This is a genomic window from Neobacillus drentensis (assembly GCF_036965245.1).
Lineage (GTDB): Bacteria > Bacillota > Bacilli > Bacillales > Cytobacillaceae > Neobacillus > Neobacillus drentensis_G.
The window spans coordinates 34,777-51,198 of the sequence record NZ_JBALPG010000034.1; the positions used below are offsets into that span (position 1 = coordinate 34,777).

General features: G+C 38.3%; 16 protein-coding genes. 3 read left to right on the forward strand and 13 right to left on the reverse strand.

Annotated elements, in window-relative coordinates; all coding sequences use genetic code 11:
* Window positions 1-114: 114 nt before the first annotated feature.
* Entirely contained in the window at window positions 115-1,230 is a 1,116-nt protein-coding gene (locus V7150_RS08970) for an aminopeptidase (RefSeq protein ID WP_335516477.1), read from the forward strand.
* A 34-nt stretch (window positions 1,231-1,264) separates the two neighbouring features.
* Here V7150_RS08970 and murC read toward each other — a convergent pair whose 3' ends face one another.
* From murC to V7150_RS09005, 7 genes are all read right to left on the reverse strand, one after another.
* Window positions 1,265-2,563: a UDP-N-acetylmuramate--L-alanine ligase gene (gene murC, locus V7150_RS08975; protein WP_335516480.1), complete on the reverse strand. Its 1,299-nt coding sequence runs from the start codon at window positions 2,561-2,563 to the stop codon at window positions 1,265-1,267.
* A gap of 235 nt (window positions 2,564-2,798) precedes the next feature.
* Window positions 2,799-4,982 (reverse strand): DNA translocase FtsK, encoded by a 2,184-nt coding sequence (locus V7150_RS08980; protein WP_420490268.1) that lies wholly within the window; start codon window positions 4,980-4,982, stop codon window positions 2,799-2,801.
* A 466-nt stretch (window positions 4,983-5,448) separates the two neighbouring features.
* Window positions 5,449-6,237: a DUF1444 domain-containing protein gene (locus tag V7150_RS08985; protein ID WP_335516524.1), complete on the reverse strand. Its 789-nt coding sequence runs from the start codon at window positions 6,235-6,237 to the stop codon at window positions 5,449-5,451.
* 92 nt (window positions 6,238-6,329) lie between these two features.
* Complete coding sequence (locus V7150_RS08990; protein ID WP_335516484.1) at window positions 6,330-6,644, reverse strand: thioredoxin family protein; 315 nt, start codon at window positions 6,642-6,644, stop codon at window positions 6,330-6,332.
* Between the two features lie 160 nt (window positions 6,645-6,804).
* Window positions 6,805-7,305, reverse strand: a complete 501-nt coding sequence (locus V7150_RS08995) for a hypothetical protein (protein WP_335516486.1) — start codon at window positions 7,303-7,305, stop codon at window positions 6,805-6,807.
* 132 nt (window positions 7,306-7,437) lie between these two features.
* The gene (locus tag V7150_RS09000; protein ID WP_335516488.1) at window positions 7,438-7,962 is read right to left on the reverse strand and encodes a DUF84 family protein; all 525 of its coding nucleotides are present in this window, start codon (window positions 7,960-7,962) and stop codon (window positions 7,438-7,440) included.
* A 106-nt stretch (window positions 7,963-8,068) separates the two neighbouring features.
* Window positions 8,069-9,142, reverse strand: coding sequence for a M42 family metallopeptidase (locus tag V7150_RS09005; RefSeq protein ID WP_335516491.1), 1,074 nt, complete (start codon window positions 9,140-9,142; stop codon window positions 8,069-8,071).
* 176 nt (window positions 9,143-9,318) lie between these two features.
* Between V7150_RS09005 and V7150_RS09010 the strand changes: the two genes are divergently transcribed.
* A complete protein-coding gene (locus tag V7150_RS09010) occupies window positions 9,319-9,648 on the forward strand; it encodes a PepSY domain-containing protein (RefSeq protein WP_335516493.1) in 330 nt (109 codons plus the stop codon).
* 43 nt (window positions 9,649-9,691) lie between these two features.
* Here V7150_RS09010 and V7150_RS09015 read toward each other — a convergent pair whose 3' ends face one another.
* Window positions 9,692-10,534, reverse strand: coding sequence for a YtnP family quorum-quenching lactonase (locus V7150_RS09015; RefSeq protein WP_335516494.1), 843 nt, complete (start codon window positions 10,532-10,534; stop codon window positions 9,692-9,694).
* A 99-nt stretch (window positions 10,535-10,633) separates the two neighbouring features.
* Entirely contained in the window at window positions 10,634-11,275 is a 642-nt protein-coding gene (gene trmB / locus V7150_RS09020; protein WP_335516497.1) for a tRNA (guanosine(46)-N7)-methyltransferase TrmB, read from the reverse strand.
* 159 nt (window positions 11,276-11,434) lie between these two features.
* Here trmB and V7150_RS09025 point away from each other — a divergent pair, with 159 nt between their 5' ends.
* Window positions 11,435-11,713: a YtzH-like family protein gene (locus V7150_RS09025; protein WP_335516500.1), complete on the forward strand. Its 279-nt coding sequence runs from the start codon at window positions 11,435-11,437 to the stop codon at window positions 11,711-11,713.
* Here V7150_RS09025 and V7150_RS09030 read toward each other — a convergent pair whose 3' ends face one another.
* The 4 genes from V7150_RS09030 to thpR all read right to left on the reverse strand — a co-directional run bounded on the left by V7150_RS09030 (window position 11,714) and on the right by thpR (window position 16,389).
* Window positions 11,714-12,487 (reverse strand): phosphotransferase family protein, encoded by a 774-nt coding sequence (locus tag V7150_RS09030; RefSeq protein WP_335516502.1) that lies wholly within the window; start codon window positions 12,485-12,487, stop codon window positions 11,714-11,716.
* 211 nt (window positions 12,488-12,698) lie between these two features.
* A complete protein-coding gene (gene pulA / locus V7150_RS09035) occupies window positions 12,699-14,834 on the reverse strand; it encodes a type I pullulanase (protein ID WP_335516505.1) in 2,136 nt (711 codons plus the stop codon).
* Entirely contained in the window at window positions 14,821-15,804 is a 984-nt protein-coding gene (locus tag V7150_RS09040; RefSeq protein WP_335516509.1) for a diacylglycerol/lipid kinase family protein, read from the reverse strand. The genes pulA and V7150_RS09040 overlap by 14 nt, the downstream gene beginning before the upstream one ends.
* Before the next feature lie 15 nt (window positions 15,805-15,819).
* A complete protein-coding gene (gene thpR, locus V7150_RS09045) occupies window positions 15,820-16,389 on the reverse strand; it encodes an RNA 2',3'-cyclic phosphodiesterase (protein WP_335516512.1) in 570 nt (189 codons plus the stop codon).
* Window positions 16,390-16,422 lie beyond the last annotated feature (33 nt).

The following is a 16,422-nucleotide window of genomic DNA, read 5'->3' on the forward strand; positions in this document are numbered from 1 at the left end:
TTTTTGTCTTGTTTTCCTGCCATTTATTTAAAAATTTCATTGTTTTTTCAACTTTCTCATATCATTCGGGTACAATAGAATTGTATTTTATTTATTTTGTTGGAGGCGTTTGTGTTGAAAGATCCTCGTATTGAGAAACTGGCAAAAAATTTAATTAATTATTCGGTGCAGCTTCAAAAGGGTGAAAAGGTGTTAATTGAAAACTTTGGATTGCAGCGCGAACTTGTTACTGCCCTTGTCAAAGAGGCTTATGCAGCAGGAGGTTACCCATTTGTTCTGCTAAAAGATCACCAAGTCGACCGCTCATTGCTATTAGGTGCACAGGAAGAACAATTTAGCATGATGGCTGAATTTGAAGCAAATGTGATGAGGAAAATTGATGCATACATAGGTCTCCGCTCAGGTGATAACATCAATGAGCATGCAGATGTCCCTGATGATAAAATGAAAATCCACGGTAATACCATTGGCAAAAAAGTTCACCGTGATATCCGCGTTCCGAAAACCAAATGGGTTGTTCTTAGATATCCAACCTCAAACATGGCTCAATTAGCAAAAATGAGTACAGAGGCATTTGAAAACTTTTACTTTGATGTATGTAACTTGGATTACAGTAAAATGGATCAAGCGATGGACAGCCTTGTGGAATTGATGAACCGAACAGACAAAGTGCGCATTACTGGTCCCGGAACAGACCTCAGCTTCTCGATTAAGGATATTCCAGCGATAAAATGTGCCGGCAGATTAAATATTCCTGATGGGGAAGTTTACACTGCTCCTGTGCGTAATTCGGTTAACGGGGTAATCACATATAATACACCATCCCCATACCAAGGATTTACCTTTGAAAATGTGAAGCTAACTTTTAAAGATGGAAAGATTGTCGAAGCAGAGTCTAATGATTCAAGCCGTATTAATAAAATCTTTGATACAGACGAAGGGGCCCGTTATGTTGGGGAATTCGCTATTGGAGTAAATCCATTTATTCTCAATCCAATGCAAGACATTTTATTTGATGAAAAAATTTGTGGCAGTTTCCACTTTACTCCTGGGCAATGTTATGATGATGCCTTTAATGATAACCATTCCAATATCCATTGGGATATGGTAAATATCCAGCGTCCGGAGTACGGCGGCGGGGAAATCTATTTTGATGATGTATTAATCCGCAAAGATGGATTGTTCGTTTTACCTGAATTAGTCGTATTGAACCCGGAAAATCTTAAGTAAAAAGAAAGGATGCTCATGATGCATCCTTTCTTTTTTATGATATTTGTTTTTCGTACGATTCCAGAAATTTTTGGATGTCACCTGCACCCATAAAAATAATGACACTGTTGGAATATTCGTTTAATACGAAAGTATTTTCTTCTGATATGATTTCAGACCCAGCAACTTTATCTTGTAAGTCTTTTATTGTCAGCTTACCATGGTTTTCCCTGGCTGATCCAAAAATCTCACATAAAAATGCTTTATCTGCCAGCCGTAAGCTTTCAGCAAAATCCTCTAAAAATGCTTGCGTCCTTGTGAATGTATGCGGCTGGAATACCGCAATTATCTTCCGGTCAGGATATTTCTGCTTTGCCGCCTCGATGGTTGCTTTAATTTCAGTTGGATGATGGGCATAATCATCAATTAAGATTTGTGAACCGATTCTTTTTTCAGAAAATCTTCTTTTTACACCTTGGAACGTTTGCAAATGTTCCTTTACGATCTCTACATCAATTTCTTCGTAATGACATAAACCAATTACAGCAAGTGCATTTAACACACTATGGTCGCCAAACGTCGGTATGGAAAATGTATTATAGAAGGTATTGCGAATAAAGACATCAAAACTCGTCCCACGGGTTGTTTTCACAAGGTTTTTAGCCTGGTAATCATTTTCCTCGCCAAACCCATAAAATAACACCGGAACCTTCGCTTGGATTTTTTGCAACTGTTCGTCATCCCCATAAGCAAATATTCCTTTTTTCACTTGGACAGCCATCTCTTGAAAGGCAGAAAATACATCATCAATATTGGCAAAATAATCAGGATGATCAAAATCGATGTTTGTCATAATGGCATAGTCCGGAAAGTACGATAAGAAATGCCTTCTGTATTCACAAGCTTCAAATACAAAATACTCTGCACCTTCTTCACCTTTACCTGTTCCGTCACCGATTAAAAAGGATGTAGGTTTTGCACCTGCTATTATATGTGCAAGCAAGCCTGTAGTTGATGTTTTTCCGTGCGCACCAGTAATTGCTATGCTTGTAAAGTTTTGCATAAAATCGCCTAAAAAGCGATGGTAACGTACTATAGGAAGTCCAAGCTTCATTGCCTCTTGAATTTCTTCATGGGTATCAGGAAACGCATTTCCTGCAATAATGGTCAATCCTGGCTTGATATTTTCCTTTTGAAAGGGAAGGATAGTGATCCCTGATTTTTCAAGTGCATCCTGGGTAAAAAAGTGTTTTTCGAAATCGGAGCCTTGCACCTGAAATTTCATATCATGTAGAACTTGTGCGAGCGCACTCATTCCAGACCCCTTAATACCTACAAAATGGTAAATAGTCATTGAAGAACCTCCAACCAAACGTAATACTGTAAAACAGTATATGACATCTGTCTGTATTTGCTAATTGTCTTGAGAATCTCTAAACCGTTATTGATTTATTATTCATTAATGAAAATCATTTAATTATTATACCATTATTCTTTTGTAAAAACTATTTGCGGCTACATTCGCCCTTTGTGGTCGATTTTATTATTTATCCCCGAAAATAAAGAATACAAAAACTTATAAAAATCCTCTAATCTTGAATAGATTCCAAATCAGCCACGGTTATTAATACGTCACGCGGCTTGCTTCCATTAGCACTTGAAATATATCCGTTTTGCTCGAGCATATCCATTAATCTAGCCGCTCGGTTATAGCCGATTTTAAAGCGCCTTTGTAAACTGGAGGTGGAAGCACCGCCTTGGTCAACAATAAATTCACAAGCCTCATAAAAAAGTTCATCTTCATCATCCGTCACTTGCGCCTTTTTAAGCAGTTCCTCTTGCTCAAACAAGTACTCAGGCTCCCTCTGCTCTCTTACATGGGCAACGACAAAATCAATTTCTTCATCTGATACAAACGTTCCCTGCAAGCGGACAGGTTTCGATGAGCCATTTTCCAAAAATAGCATATCTCCGCGGCCAAGCAATTTTTCTGCCCCACTAATATCAATAATCGTTCGTGAATCCACCTGCGAAGAAACCGAAAAGGCAATCCGGGTTGGAATATTGGCCTTAATAAGCCCTGTTATAACGTCAACAGATGGTCTCTGTGTTGCAACAATAAGATGAATACCACAAGCTCTTGCTTTTTGAGCAATCCGGCAAATCGCTTCTTCTACGTCTGCAGGCGACATCATCATTAAGTCAGCTAATTCATCGATGATAATCACAATAAACGGAAGTTGATCAGAATAACGTTTATGCTGCATTGCCAATTCATTGAATCGATTGATGTCCCGAACACCTGTATGAGCAAAAAGCTCGTATCTCCGTTCCATTTCGTCAACAGCCCATTTTAATGCAGCTGTTGCAGCCTTTACGTCAGTAATAACCGGGCTAACGAGGTGTGGAATACCGTTATATGGGGCAAGTTCCACCATTTTAGGATCAATAAGCAGCAACTTCAAATCTTCCGGACGGGCCTTATATAACAAGCTGACCAAAATAGAGTTAATACATACACTTTTACCCGACCCTGTTGCACCAGCAATTAATCCATGGGGCATTTTCTTCAGATCGGTAACAATTGGGTTCCCGGCGATATCAAGACCAAGTACAGCCGTTAACGGGGATGCAGACTCACGAAAAACGTCGGCCTGGATAATTTCGTTTATCAGCACTGGTCTTGATTTTTGATTTGGCACTTCAATCCCAATCGTATGTTTTCCGGGGATCGGAGCTTCAATCCGGATATCTCGTGCCGCCAGACTTAACTTAATATCATCGCTTAAGTTTGTTATTTTGTTTACTTTTACGCCTGGCTCCGGCTGCACCTCAAATCGGGTGACGGACGGGCCTTGTGTCACATTAACGACACTTGCTCCGACGTTAAAATTTTGCAATGTTTGGTTTAAAAGTTCTTCTTGTTCTTGTAACCATTCATGATCCCTTATCTCTGTTACAGGAGGATTTAACAAATTAGACTTGGGGAATACATATAACCCATCTTCCTGAATTGCTTCTCTATTTGTGGTTGATTCCATAACCGGATTTATTGTTTCTTCTGGCTTTTTTTCTGCCCATTGTGCTGACTGCTTTTCAAGTCTCATTTTTCGGTTTTTTTCTTCCCATTTTTGTTTATCCTGCTTTAACATCATCACATTGAAAGGCAGACCCGAACGTTTTGGTGCAGATGGTTCAAGTTCAGAAACAGACGCTTCCACGACTTCTGTATGCTCGATATTGTTATTTATTTCTTCGAGTGAATTTTCATTAGCCGGAAAAATTTCATTCTTTACAGAAGATGTTGAAACTTCCATAACCACTTCTTCTTGCACACTTTCAGGGTTATTCACAAAAACATCATCTTCTTTTTCAACTTGTGGTAGATGGTCCGTTTCAGGTAATATTTCAATTTCAGCAATTGGAGTTTCAAGTTCAGTTCCAGCTATGGTCTCCGTCGCCATAATTAAAGTTTCGAACTCCGTTTCCGGAATGGTCTCTGTTGCCGTAAATGGAGTTTTAAACTCCGTTTCCGGAATGGTCTCTGTTGCCGTAAATGGCTTTGTGAGCCCAGTTTCAATTAATACCTCTTCTGCCACATCTAGCTGGCCCAGCTGATTATTAAAATCATCATCTAAAAAGTGGCTCAATTCATGCTCCACAATTGTATCCGTCTTTTTCGGTCTGTTAAATCCAAAAACAGGCGAAGGAATTTCAGTAGGATGAAACGGTCCGCCTACTCTTGGTGAATATTCTTTTATTTTTTTAGGCATTTCTTTTTTTACAGGTGGTACTTCAGGTTTTTCTGTCTTCCTTCGTTTTTCAGAGAGCCTCTCTGACCTTTTTGGGGGTAAGCTTTCCTGCATTTCCTTTTTAAAGGTCTTTTGCGGACGCGATGGAAGTTTATCTCCTTTAGGGTATTGATAGGAAATTCTCGTATCTAAATCCTTAAGACTTTCATTTTGACTGTTAGGTAGAAGGCTATCCGGGTTATGATTATGTATAATGTAATCTTTATATTCTTCTTCCTCATCTTTTTTAAACTTTTGAAAAAAGTTTTGGATCCAACTCAAAACTATCACTCTTTCTACTTCATCTATCACTCTATTTTATCAGTAATTAATATTTTTTCGAGATAATTCTTTAGAATGAGTCGAAATATATGTTCCATTTGGATATATACGGAATGTTTTCATGAAAAAAGACCACTTTTTGATGTGATCCTCTTTCTCTTTATTTTCATTTATTTTTCCCTAAAATAAAAATCGGTTCTAATTCCCCATCTTCATAGTAAAATGACAAAGCCGTAATCGGAACCCGTCCGTTTGCGAAAAAACTCATCGCCATCTGAGCAATGACATCATAGCCCCTGTCATTACGAATATCGGCAATAATTAACACATCCTGGTGTGGAACAGCAAGCACCATTTTCCCCTTAATCCGCTTCTCAATATCATTGAGGAAACCCTTATTAAGTATCCTGCTGGCATCATATCCATCGTTTGTGTTAAGAAAATAAAAGATGTTCCCTGCCGCCTGATCCTCTTTTAGTGAAGTTGAAAGTGACCTTATATTAAATAAAGCAATTTCCTTAATCCTGCTGGCTTCCCACCCCTCTTTTTCCATGATTCTCGCGTCAATCAAGCGATAGGTTTTCCCCATGTCATATGCATAATAAATTTTAGTTTCTGCGGTATGCTCGTCAATCAAGAATGGGATACCTTCCTCCGCTTCAGCGGGAAAGGACGAGGAGCGAATGACAGGAAAGATTTTTTTCTCATGATCCGTTAACTGAATGGGATCCTCCATAGCCCGAAGCCCTTCTTCGACATAATAAACTATCTCATCAATCGCCTTTTCTTTTTCTATATACCATTTAGCTATGATTCCTGGTAATGAAACCGTAATTCCTTTACCGACTAATCCACTCTCGATTCGGAGCTGATCTTTTTCACGGTCATAGGAAATCACTCTGTCTTTCCCAGCTAAGCGCTCCTCTAATACACGCCGCATTTTTTTGCTTTCCATTTTCATAATAAACCCACCATTTCTAGGAGCTGTGTATCTTATTGTACATGAAAAAATCCCCCATCTCAAAATGTAGGGGATTTCTATTTCGATTATTTTAAATCGGAAATAAAAGCTTCGATTTCTTCTTGCGTTTTACGGTCTTTACTTACAAAGCGGCCGAGCTCTTTTCCGTTTTCATAGGCGATAAAGCTCGGTATTCCATATACATCCACCTGCTGGCATAAATCAATAAATTGATCACGGTCAACATGAATAAACGTAAATTCAGTAAATTTTGCTTCTATTTCTGGCAGTACAGGTTCGATAAAGCGGCAATCCCCGCACCAGTTTGCTGAAAACATAAAGATCGTTTTTGATCCGTCACGAAGTTGTTCAAATTGCTCCATTGACTCTAAATTTTTCAAATTCAACGCCTCCGATTGATGATATGTTTTTTTTGTTAGATTCTTCCTAAATCATAACAGTCCGACAGCTTTTCAGTCCAATGATATGCACCCGTTATTGGGATTCCTTCATATCCTATTATGCCTAGACCGTGATAATTTGAAAAATAAAAGCGAAGGTTTATTCCTTCGCTTCTTTTGTATATTTCACTGAATTCACGATTTGCATCATAATTTTGGACTCATTATTCAAATCACTTGTTTTGACTTGTGTTGTTATTTTGGTACCGCCAACACCAATGGTTATTTCATTCAAGTTGTCATCCTTTAACTGCTTAATCGTCATAAAGCCAAATTTATTTTCATTATTCGTATATTTTTCGTTTGTATCGAGTTTCTTGTATTGTTCAATTGTTGCTTTATAGACGACTTCACTTGATGTGTCTTCATGAGGATTAATAAACAGAATATAGGTGTCAGAGCCATTCTGTAAAATAATATTATTTGGAGTTTGATCTTTTATGCTATAACCAGAAGGTAGATAAAAATTGACATTTCCACTCTTTTTATTTGGTTTTTTCTCTTTTTCATTAAACGTTGTTTTTACAGTTTTAATTGTAACTTTACTTTCTTCTTTAAACGATGCATTGTTACAAGCGCTTAAAAACAGAATCGATAGCATGATAATAGTAATGGTTTTGAAGAATTTCAGATTTTTCGCCTCCTATATACGAATAAAGTCCTATCCCCATAATACCTGTCGGAATATTCAATTGACAAGACTTTTGTCGATAGTTAGTGTCGAAAAATAAGATTATCTGCCTAGTCGATTTTGTTGATAGGTATATTGTCCGACTAATAACTTTGTTACATGAGTAAACATATCAACCCGATTAATCATTCCGTTCGTAAAAATCCCAATTGCTCCTTCATGTTTCCTTACATTTTTCATTTTTGCATAGTCATCCATAACAGGCCCTAGCTCTTCACCATTTCTTAGTCTTGCTGCCACTTCCTCAGGAAGAAGGAATCTTGCACCGCCAGCGATAATGGGATCCATATTCCGTGCTGCAATGGCCCCCCAATTACAAAGCAGCAAACCGTAGCTCTTTTCATAAACCCCTCCTTCAAGCCCGATTCCAATATCTCCATTTACTTTCTTTAAAGCACCAACAGCACGATTAATTGCTCCTTGGATGGTTTCCTCATCCGAAAATGGCTGTTTGTTTACACCAGATGGAATATCGAATGAAACAAACTCTGCTTCATGATCATATGCAAAACTATTTTTTACAGCATTAATTTTTGCCGGATTTTTTGACCCGATGATAATTTTCATGAAGGTAACTCCTTTTTATATATTATCTTTTTTCTCGTTTTCTGGGTCAAATACCCTATAACATTAAATATAAAAGGAAGCATTTAAAAAATACTTCCTCAAAAAATTAGCTGTTTGATTTGATGGTGTCAACCGTTGTTTGGTCACAAGCTTTCACAAGTTTAATCAATAATTCTTTTGCGGCAGCATAATCATCTACATGAATAATGGAGGCATGTGTATGAATGTAGCGCGAACAAATACCAATAACAGCGCTTGGCACTCCCTCATTGGATAAATGAACACGTCCAGCATCTGTTCCGCCTGGGGAAACGAAATATTGATATGGAATATTGTTTGTTTCAGCTGTATCGAGAATAAACTCTCTCATACCACGATGCGTTACCATGGTGCGGTCAAGGATACGGAGTAATGTTCCTTTCCCTAACTGGCCAAACTCTTGTTTATCCCCAGTCATATCATTTGCCGGACTTGCATCCATCGCAAAAAAGATATCAGGCTTAATCATGTTTGCTGCAGTCTGCGCTCCACGTAAGCCAACTTCCTCTTGAACGGTTGCTCCAGAATACAAAATATTTGGCAAGGTTTCATCCTTTAATTCTTTAAGCAGTTCAATCGCAAGTCCACATCCGTAACGGTTATCCCATGCTTTCGCTAAAATCTTCTTTGGATTCGCCATCGGCGTAAATGGACAAATTGGTAAAATAGCCTGTCCCGGCTTAATGCCAATCCGTTCAGCATCTTCACGATTATCTGCCCCAATATCGATGAGCATATTTTTTATTTCCATTGGTTTGTTTTTCTTCGATTCATCTAAAAGATGCGGTGGAATTGAGCCAATAACACCGATGACTGGTCCATTCTTCGTCATAATTTGGACACGCTGGGCGAGAAGAACTTGACTCCACCAGCCGCCAAGTGTTTGAAAACGAATCATCCCATTATCCGTGATAGAAGTCACCATGAATCCAACTTCATCCATATGCCCTGCCACCATTACAGTCGGGCCTTGTCCATTTCCCTTTTTTACTCCAAAAATACTGCCTAGTTTATCTTGAATAATTTCATCTGAGTATTGAGACAATTGTTCCCTCATGAAATTTCTTACTAAATGCTCATTTCCCGGTGCTCCAGGAAGCTCGGTTAACGTTTGAAAAAGTTTTAATGTTTGTTCGTTCATTTTAAGGCTCCTTTAGAATTTTCTGAAGTAGTATGTATATTTTTATTTTACAGAAACTTCGCATCTGTTACCAATAATTCATTTCATTATCTGTAATATTATCTTCCTAACAATAAATACGATATACTGAGAAGAGAATCTAATAAAGTAATCTTTTCCAATTTTGGAGGTGTCTTATGAACTGGAAATCCTTCTTCCTTGGTACAGCGGTTGGTTTAGTCGGCGGCTACGTAACCAAAGAAATCCTAAATCACAAAACAAATGTGTCACCTGAAAAAGTGTTGGAGCACGTAAAAAAACAATTTAAACAAAACGGGACGATCAGCGGCTCATGGATCCATATGGTTGCGGAACCTTATGAAAAACACCAATTTAGCTATCGTGTTTATAAGGGCGGTATTTCTAAAAATAATAATGGAACCAATGAACAATTTGAATTCATTGCCGATGCTCAGACTGGAACTTTATTGGATGTTCGTCCGTTAACAGAAGAACCAGTATATTGATACTAAAAATAGCCGCATTCAAAATGATACGGCTATTTTTTGCTTATCTTTCCCTCTTAATGCTCTCCACTATCTCTTTTCCATCAAGTCCCCATTTAACAGCACGGTAAAAGGCATCATGATAAAAGGTGAACCATGCGTTTTTTCCTAATCCGTATGGCAGCCATTTTTCTTTTGCCGCAATCGAAACCATTGGGTAATCATCATAGGCCATGACCCACAAAACATTTTGATGGGCATGTGTTGCCATAAGGTCCGCCATGTGAATGGACATTTCGCCTCCATCCTCAATGATGAGAATCGAATGCCCATCACTATGCCCGCCGGTATGAATCATCGTGATGGCCCCTAAGTTCCACTTTTCCTCAAAAGGAATCACCTGAGATTCAATCGCTTCCCAGTTTTCTTTCCAATATGTATTTTTTGAACGAATATTAGGATTGCGCATTTCGTCCCATTCTACCTGTGAGGTAATAATTTTCGCATTTGGGAAAGTGGAAACATAATTGCCATCCACAAGCTTTGTCAAGCCGCCAGCATGATCAAAATGCAAATGTGTCATTAACACATAATCAATTTTCTCGGCATTTAAGCCTACTTTTTTTAATGATTCTTCCAGCTCTGACTCCCTTGAGACGCAATAATTTCTTAATTGCTTATCAGTTAATTTCCCTTTGCCAAGTCCTGATTCGACTAAAAGATTTTTCCCATTCATTTGGATTAAAATAGGATCGGTCGGCAATTCAATTTGATTGTTTTCATTGGCAGGATATTTTCTTGACCATAATCCCTTTGGAACCACACCAAACATGGCACCGCCGTCTAAATTCGTTACCCCTCCTGATAACCAGGTTAGGGAAACGCCCCCAACTTTTAATGTTTGCACTTAAATTCCTCCTCTTGTTCCCATTTTCTATATTTTAACATTGTGTATCTAATTGAAGAAACAAAAAAAGACAGCTCCTTAAAAGAACTGTCCAAAGTATTAATTTTGATACTTAACTTCACAGCGATAAATCCGATTTCCTTTTTCGGAAAATTTCTGTTCGTATTCTGTCATGATGTTTCCTTCGTAACCACTCTTATGAAAATCAAGACTCACATATTTTAGCAATAAACCATATGCTGAAAAGCTCATGAGCGAGTATTCAAATAAACCTTGATTATCGGTTTTAAAATGAATTTCTCCCCCATCGACCAATATATCCTCATAAAGTTTTAAGAAATCTTTATACGTTAATCTTCTTTTTTCATGACGTACTTTTGGCCAAGGATCAGAAAAGTTCAAATAAACTCGGTCAACATCATTTTTCGTAAAGTATTTTGCTAAATCAGCTGCATTCACGTTCAAAAGCTTAAGATTTGGTAAATCGGCTTCAATTAATCGATCTAATGCTGCCACAATGACACTGTCATATAATTCAATCCCAAAATAATTAATGTCAGGATTTGCTTTCGCCATTTCGGTGATAAATTGACCTTTTCCTGTACCGACTTCAATATGTAGCTGCCCTTCTTTTTCAAAAACCTCATGCCATTTTCCTTTGTACAATTCGGGATTTGCTACTATATATTGTGGATGCTGCTCTATTTTATCCTTCGCCCAAGGCTTATTTCTAAGTCTCATTTTGACACTCCTAATAAAAATTTATCGTTCAAAACATAACATGCTGCCATTTTACTTGCAAGAAAAATCAAATGGAAATTAAGGCCGCGTATAAACAGAAAAAGAATTCACAACCTAAGGTGAATTCTTTTTTATTTTCACTTGAAAGGATGTGCTAATATGCCATTAAGTCATAGTGACCAAGTTACATTACTAAAAGATATCTTAAACAATCATCAAACAGATTGCTGCGGGTCCGTAGCAGAATGTGAACAGCTGGAACGCTTAGTAAAGTCCCTTATGGTCAACACTCAAGTTGATCAGAATGTGAAAAACATCCTGCAAGAGGTATATCAATACAGCCAGCATGGCGCACAAACAGCTGATTTAGATCAGCATATTTTATCAAACCAAGAAAACTTATCCCAGTGGGTAAGCGATATTGGCCAATTTTCATAACTAGAGGATTTCGTTTATAAACTTAATCCATCTCTCCATTTCTTCTAGTCGGTTTTTATTTTTATACCATTGAATGGAAGAAAGTGTTTGGATTGTCACATACCATTTCATCCTCAGCTTTAGATGATCTGTTAGCTCTTTGCCGTACAGCTTTAACCAATCATGCCAGTTGTTTTCGGGAATGTACCAATAAAGGAGCAGACCTAGGTCAATTGCGGGGTCGGCAATCATTGCCCCGTCCCAATCAATCAGGTACAACTGGTTGTCTTCTGCAAGCAGCCAGTTGTTATGGTTGACATCCCCATGACAAACCACTTTTTCATCGCAATAAACATTCAATGCTTCATTCTTTAAAAAGCTCATAGCTTTTTGCGATTCTGGTAAGGAAAGTACCTGATCATCCAACTCATTTTCCACCGAATGTAAAATAGGCTCTGGATGTAAGGGTGAATTCTCTATCCGACTTAACATTCCGAGCATTGGCTCCGAACAATGGATTTTCTTAAGCAATCTTGCAACATTCTCTTGGTTCATTTCTGACGGCTTTAACTCTCGGCCAGGAAGCCATTGCTGCGCTGTAATTACATCTCCATTTTCCAATCGTTTTGTCCAAACAAGCTTTGGGACGATTCCTTCAGCCGAAAGTACTGCAAGGAATGGAGAGGAATTCCGCTTTAAAAAAAGCCTTTGATCTTCATATTTTGCATAAAAGGCTTCTCCTGTTTTGCCTCCAGCAGGGGTAATTTCCCACTCTTGTCCTAATAAATGTTCCAAAATTGCTCACCTTCAATTTATGCCGTTCTAATGGGCCTGTTCCCCTAGATTTAGAGGTAAAACCTGTGCTGCTGAAAGGTTATAATAAACCACAATTATATCAATAACTTTTTTTTGAATAAAAAAAAGCTATTGAAACCATTGCACACAATAGCCATCTTAATAAATTTTATCTCCTATTGCCTTTTTTCGTCAAGTTAATCTTGGAAAACTATTTTTTTAGCAAAACTTTAAGAGAAATTGGTTCCATCGTGTTTTTTCCCCCTTGCAAGACTACTTTGGAAGAAATTCCCGCATACTCATGATTAGCCAAAACCGACCATTCTCCAGCAGGAAGGGTAAAGGATTGTCTCATCTTAGAAGGATTGATCATTAGAATGACTTCCTCATGATTCATTTTAAATAAGCACCCTAAAGTCGGAGTAGAAAAGGATAATGGGTATATGTGGGTGCGGATTTCTTCAAAAGTTCTCATTCGGAAACATGGAAATGCTTTGCGAATTTTTATTAGCCCTTTGATATATTCCACATTATCTTTGAACTGACTTTTTCGATCCCAATCAAGCTGATTGATAGCATCCGGGGAACGGTAGCTATTTCCCTCTCCATGTTTGGTGCGGAAAAATTCCTGTCCGCTGTGAAGAAATGGTATTCCTTGAGATAATAGAACGATTCCAGTTGCAAGGCGGTGGTATCTTATTTGAGTCCCTAAATCCTCATCAGGGAAGCAGGCAAGAAGCTTATCCCACAGGGTGTGATTGTCATGACATTCTACATAATTTACTGATTGGAAGGGTTCATTAAAGAGCCGAGTTCCTCTCTTTGCCAAACCAATACTGCCTGTTATGACCTCCATAGCAGCATCCAAGTCATGCTCATTACCTAGTGCATAACCTTTGTCAAACAAATTAAATGTACTGCCTTTAATGATGTCTCGAAATTTATCATTAAACTGGGCGATTTGTGGGATTTTTGCCTGGTTCACAATTGTTGCCTTTTGATCCGCTGAAAGTGGTGTATTTAGGCTCCATCCTTCACCAATAATAAGCGTGCCTTCCTTTATATTGTCACACGCTTTTCTCACTTCGATCATCGTTTCCACATCTAAAATTCCCATTAAATCAAATCGAAATCCATCTATATGATACTCTTCCATCCAATAACGAATTGAGTCGACAATATACTTTCGCACCATTCTTCGTTCTGAAGCAATATCATTTCCAACACCGGTGCCGTTTGAAGGCATGCCAATTTCGTTATGACGAAAATAATAACCTGGGACTATTTTTTCAAAAGAAGAATTTTCCCTAATAAAGACGTGATTATACACCACATCCATAATCACCCTGAGGTCAATACTGTGAATTTGATCAATTAATGTCTTCAACTCGATGATTCTTGAATAAGGATTGGAAGGGTCTGATGCATAGCTGCCCTCGGGAGCATTGAAATGAAGAGGATTATAACCCCAGTTATAGTTTTTATTTGGATGTAATTCATCGACACCAGCAAAATCATGAAACGGTAGATATTCAATATGGGTAACGCCCAAATCTTTTAAGTACGATAATCCAGTCGGCTCGCCGTCTTTACCTTTCGTGTTTAGCTCACCTGCACCAAGATACAGTCCCTTATTCTGGATTCCACTATTCTTATGGATGGAAAAATCTCTAATATGTGTTTCATAAATAATCGCATCAACAGGGTTATCTAAGGGCGATAAGACTGGTCTTGGCAGGTATGTTTTTTCGAGCTTCACGATGACCCCGTGCTCTCCACCCGCCGATACTGCCTTAACATAAGGATCAACAGCCTCACGCCACTCTTGATTCACAAGGACAAGAAAACTGTATTGATATGCTTCTACATCACGGTTAACACTAACTGACCAAATGCCACGTGCCTCTCGTCGCATCTTAATTATTTCTGAAAACTGGCCAGATGGAGGGCGCAGTTTTAATTTGACTCCAGTCGCAGTCGGTGCCCAAAGCTTAAATCTGGTTTGATCAGCATGAAAGGTTACCCCGAGGTCATTTCCATCGTAAAAGAATTTTTCATCAAACGAGTCGGTCCTGATTACGGCACCAATTTGCAAATCGGTTTTCCCGCCATGCTCATCAATGATCCAATATTGCCTTCCAAATGAAATATCCCCTTCAAACTGGCAAACATATTTATGATTATGTTCTATTTCCATCTTCGTTAATATTTGCAATGGTATCTTCACAGCATCAGATGCCATATAGAAAGTAGATGATATGCCGTGATGATAGGAAAAAGGAAGAAGAATCGTAATGATATTCATCTCATCTAAGTAGGCACGAAACTTCCTGTCAGCAGAAATCATTCGAATCCCTCCCCTTTAGATCAATTTCTTCCTTCCGGCGTCTTCTAGTCAACACCCCCAATGCTCTCGGTTTAAGGTGGATTGAGAGTGGAGTAAATCCGATATTTTCCCCATCAGCATGAACATATAAGGAATTTGGCGATTGAATCGAAATAACTCTTCCTTTAAAGGTTTTCACCTCTTTAAAATGAATGTGTTTTCCCCAAAAAACACTGATAAAGACGAGGAGCAGTTTTAACCGAGATAACTGATGGACAACGGTGATATCAAACAGACCATCATCCGGCTCAGCGTGAGGTGCAATTTTCATCCCGCCTCCATAATAGGCCTGGTTAGAAACCGTAACAAACCATGTTTGTTCAAATATATGCTTTTTTCCGTCAATTGATAAATTAATTGTTGTCGTTTTATAAGTAAAAAGTTTTTTTAACAGAAAATAAACATACACTAGCCTGCCTAGTGAAAACTTATTTAACAGCGCCTTCATTCGAGATTGGTTAACCTCATGGGAAATGATGGCATCGAATCCAACGCCCATATTATTAATAAAGAAGTGCTCCTTTCCATCATCCATCTTTACTTTCCCAATATCGATCGGCAATGACTCCTGCTTCATCAAGCGAAGTATCACTTTTAAGGCTTGCAGATGATCGGTTGGAATTTGAAAGCCTCTCGAAAAATCGTTACCGGAGCCACCGGGAATAAATCCGAGAGTGATTCTTTTGTCATTGATGATTCCATTTATCATTTCGTGCATTGTTCCGTCTCCGCCAACAGCAATAATTAGCTTTTGCTCCTGGTTATGCAATGCAATTTGGCTGGCAAGTTTTTTAGCATGTCCTGGATATTCAGTAAAAAATGCGAGATAGGATATTTGTTCAATCTTTAGTTGACTTTCAATTCCTTCCCAAATTTTAAGGCAGTAGCCGTTTCTTGCTTTTGGATTGACAATAAAGTATATGTGCTTCATAAAACCAACCTTTGACTATGTTTGTAATGGAAACAGTGTAATTGCTTCATATTTAGGAATCTTATTTAGATGTGTTTGATATAAAACAACTTCACTTGCTTGAAATGGAAGTAGTTCAGGCTGCAGCTTATTCCAAACCTCTAACTGCTCCATTTGAAATGGATGGGCTCTGATCCATTTCCTTGCCACTGTGATATGAGGGCGGAATGGTCTTGTTTCCAGCTGAAAACCTGCCCTCTCACTGGCTGAAAACACCTTTTTTCTAATGGCTATAAGCTCAGTGCTTTCCTCGGTATCTGCCCATAGAACCCGAGGTGAATCTTCCTGACCGAAAATTCCCAGTTTGTTTATTTTCAATTTTAATGCTTTCACATCGCTTAAAACATCTTTTACGTTGATTTCTGCCGCAGCCAATTTTTCGGGATTAACTGCCCCTAGGAAAGCCAATGTAATATGTAGGTCTTGATAATGTACCCAACGACTAAAATGGAGGACTTCCTTTATTTTTTCAATATGGGCTTTCATGATTCGTTTCGTTTCTTCAGGAATTCTTACTGCTAAGAAATAATGTGTTCGCTGTTCCATAGTATTTTCAGTCCTTTATCCCGTATTAACGGG

Coding starts and splice junctions, on each gene's coding strand:
- V7150_RS09005 (WP_335516491.1), bottom strand. CDS start 9,142: ATGAACGAACAAACATTAAAACTTTTTCAAACGTTAACCGAGCTTCCT.
- trmB (WP_335516497.1), bottom strand. CDS start 11,275: ATGAGACTTAGAAATAAGCCTTGGGCGAAGGATAAAATAGAGCAGCAT.
- V7150_RS09010 (WP_335516493.1), top strand. CDS start 9,319: ATGAACTGGAAATCCTTCTTCCTTGGTACAGCGGTTGGTTTAGTCGGC.
- V7150_RS08995 (WP_335516486.1), bottom strand. CDS start 7,305: ATGCTATCGATTCTGTTTTTAAGCGCTTGTAACAATGCATCGTTTAAA.
- V7150_RS09000 (WP_335516488.1), bottom strand. CDS start 7,962: ATGAAAATTATCATCGGGTCAAAAAATCCGGCAAAAATTAATGCTGTA.
- V7150_RS08980 (WP_420490268.1), bottom strand. CDS start 4,982: ATGCCTAAAAAAATAAAAGAATATTCACCAAGAGTAGGCGGACCGTTT.
- V7150_RS09025 (WP_335516500.1), top strand. CDS start 11,435: ATGCCATTAAGTCATAGTGACCAAGTTACATTACTAAAAGATATCTTA.
- murC (WP_335516480.1), bottom strand. CDS start 2,563: ATGACTATTTACCATTTTGTAGGTATTAAGGGGTCTGGAATGAGTGCG.
- pulA (WP_335516505.1), bottom strand. CDS start 14,834: ATGATTTCTGCTGACAGGAAGTTTCGTGCCTACTTAGATGAGATGAAT.
- V7150_RS09040 (WP_335516509.1), bottom strand. CDS start 15,804: ATGAAGCACATATACTTTATTGTCAATCCAAAAGCAAGAAACGGCTAC.
- thpR (WP_335516512.1), bottom strand. CDS start 16,389: ATGGAACAGCGAACACATTATTTCTTAGCAGTAAGAATTCCTGAAGAA.
- V7150_RS08985 (WP_335516524.1), bottom strand. CDS start 6,237: ATGGAAAGCAAAAAAATGCGGCGTGTATTAGAGGAGCGCTTAGCTGGG.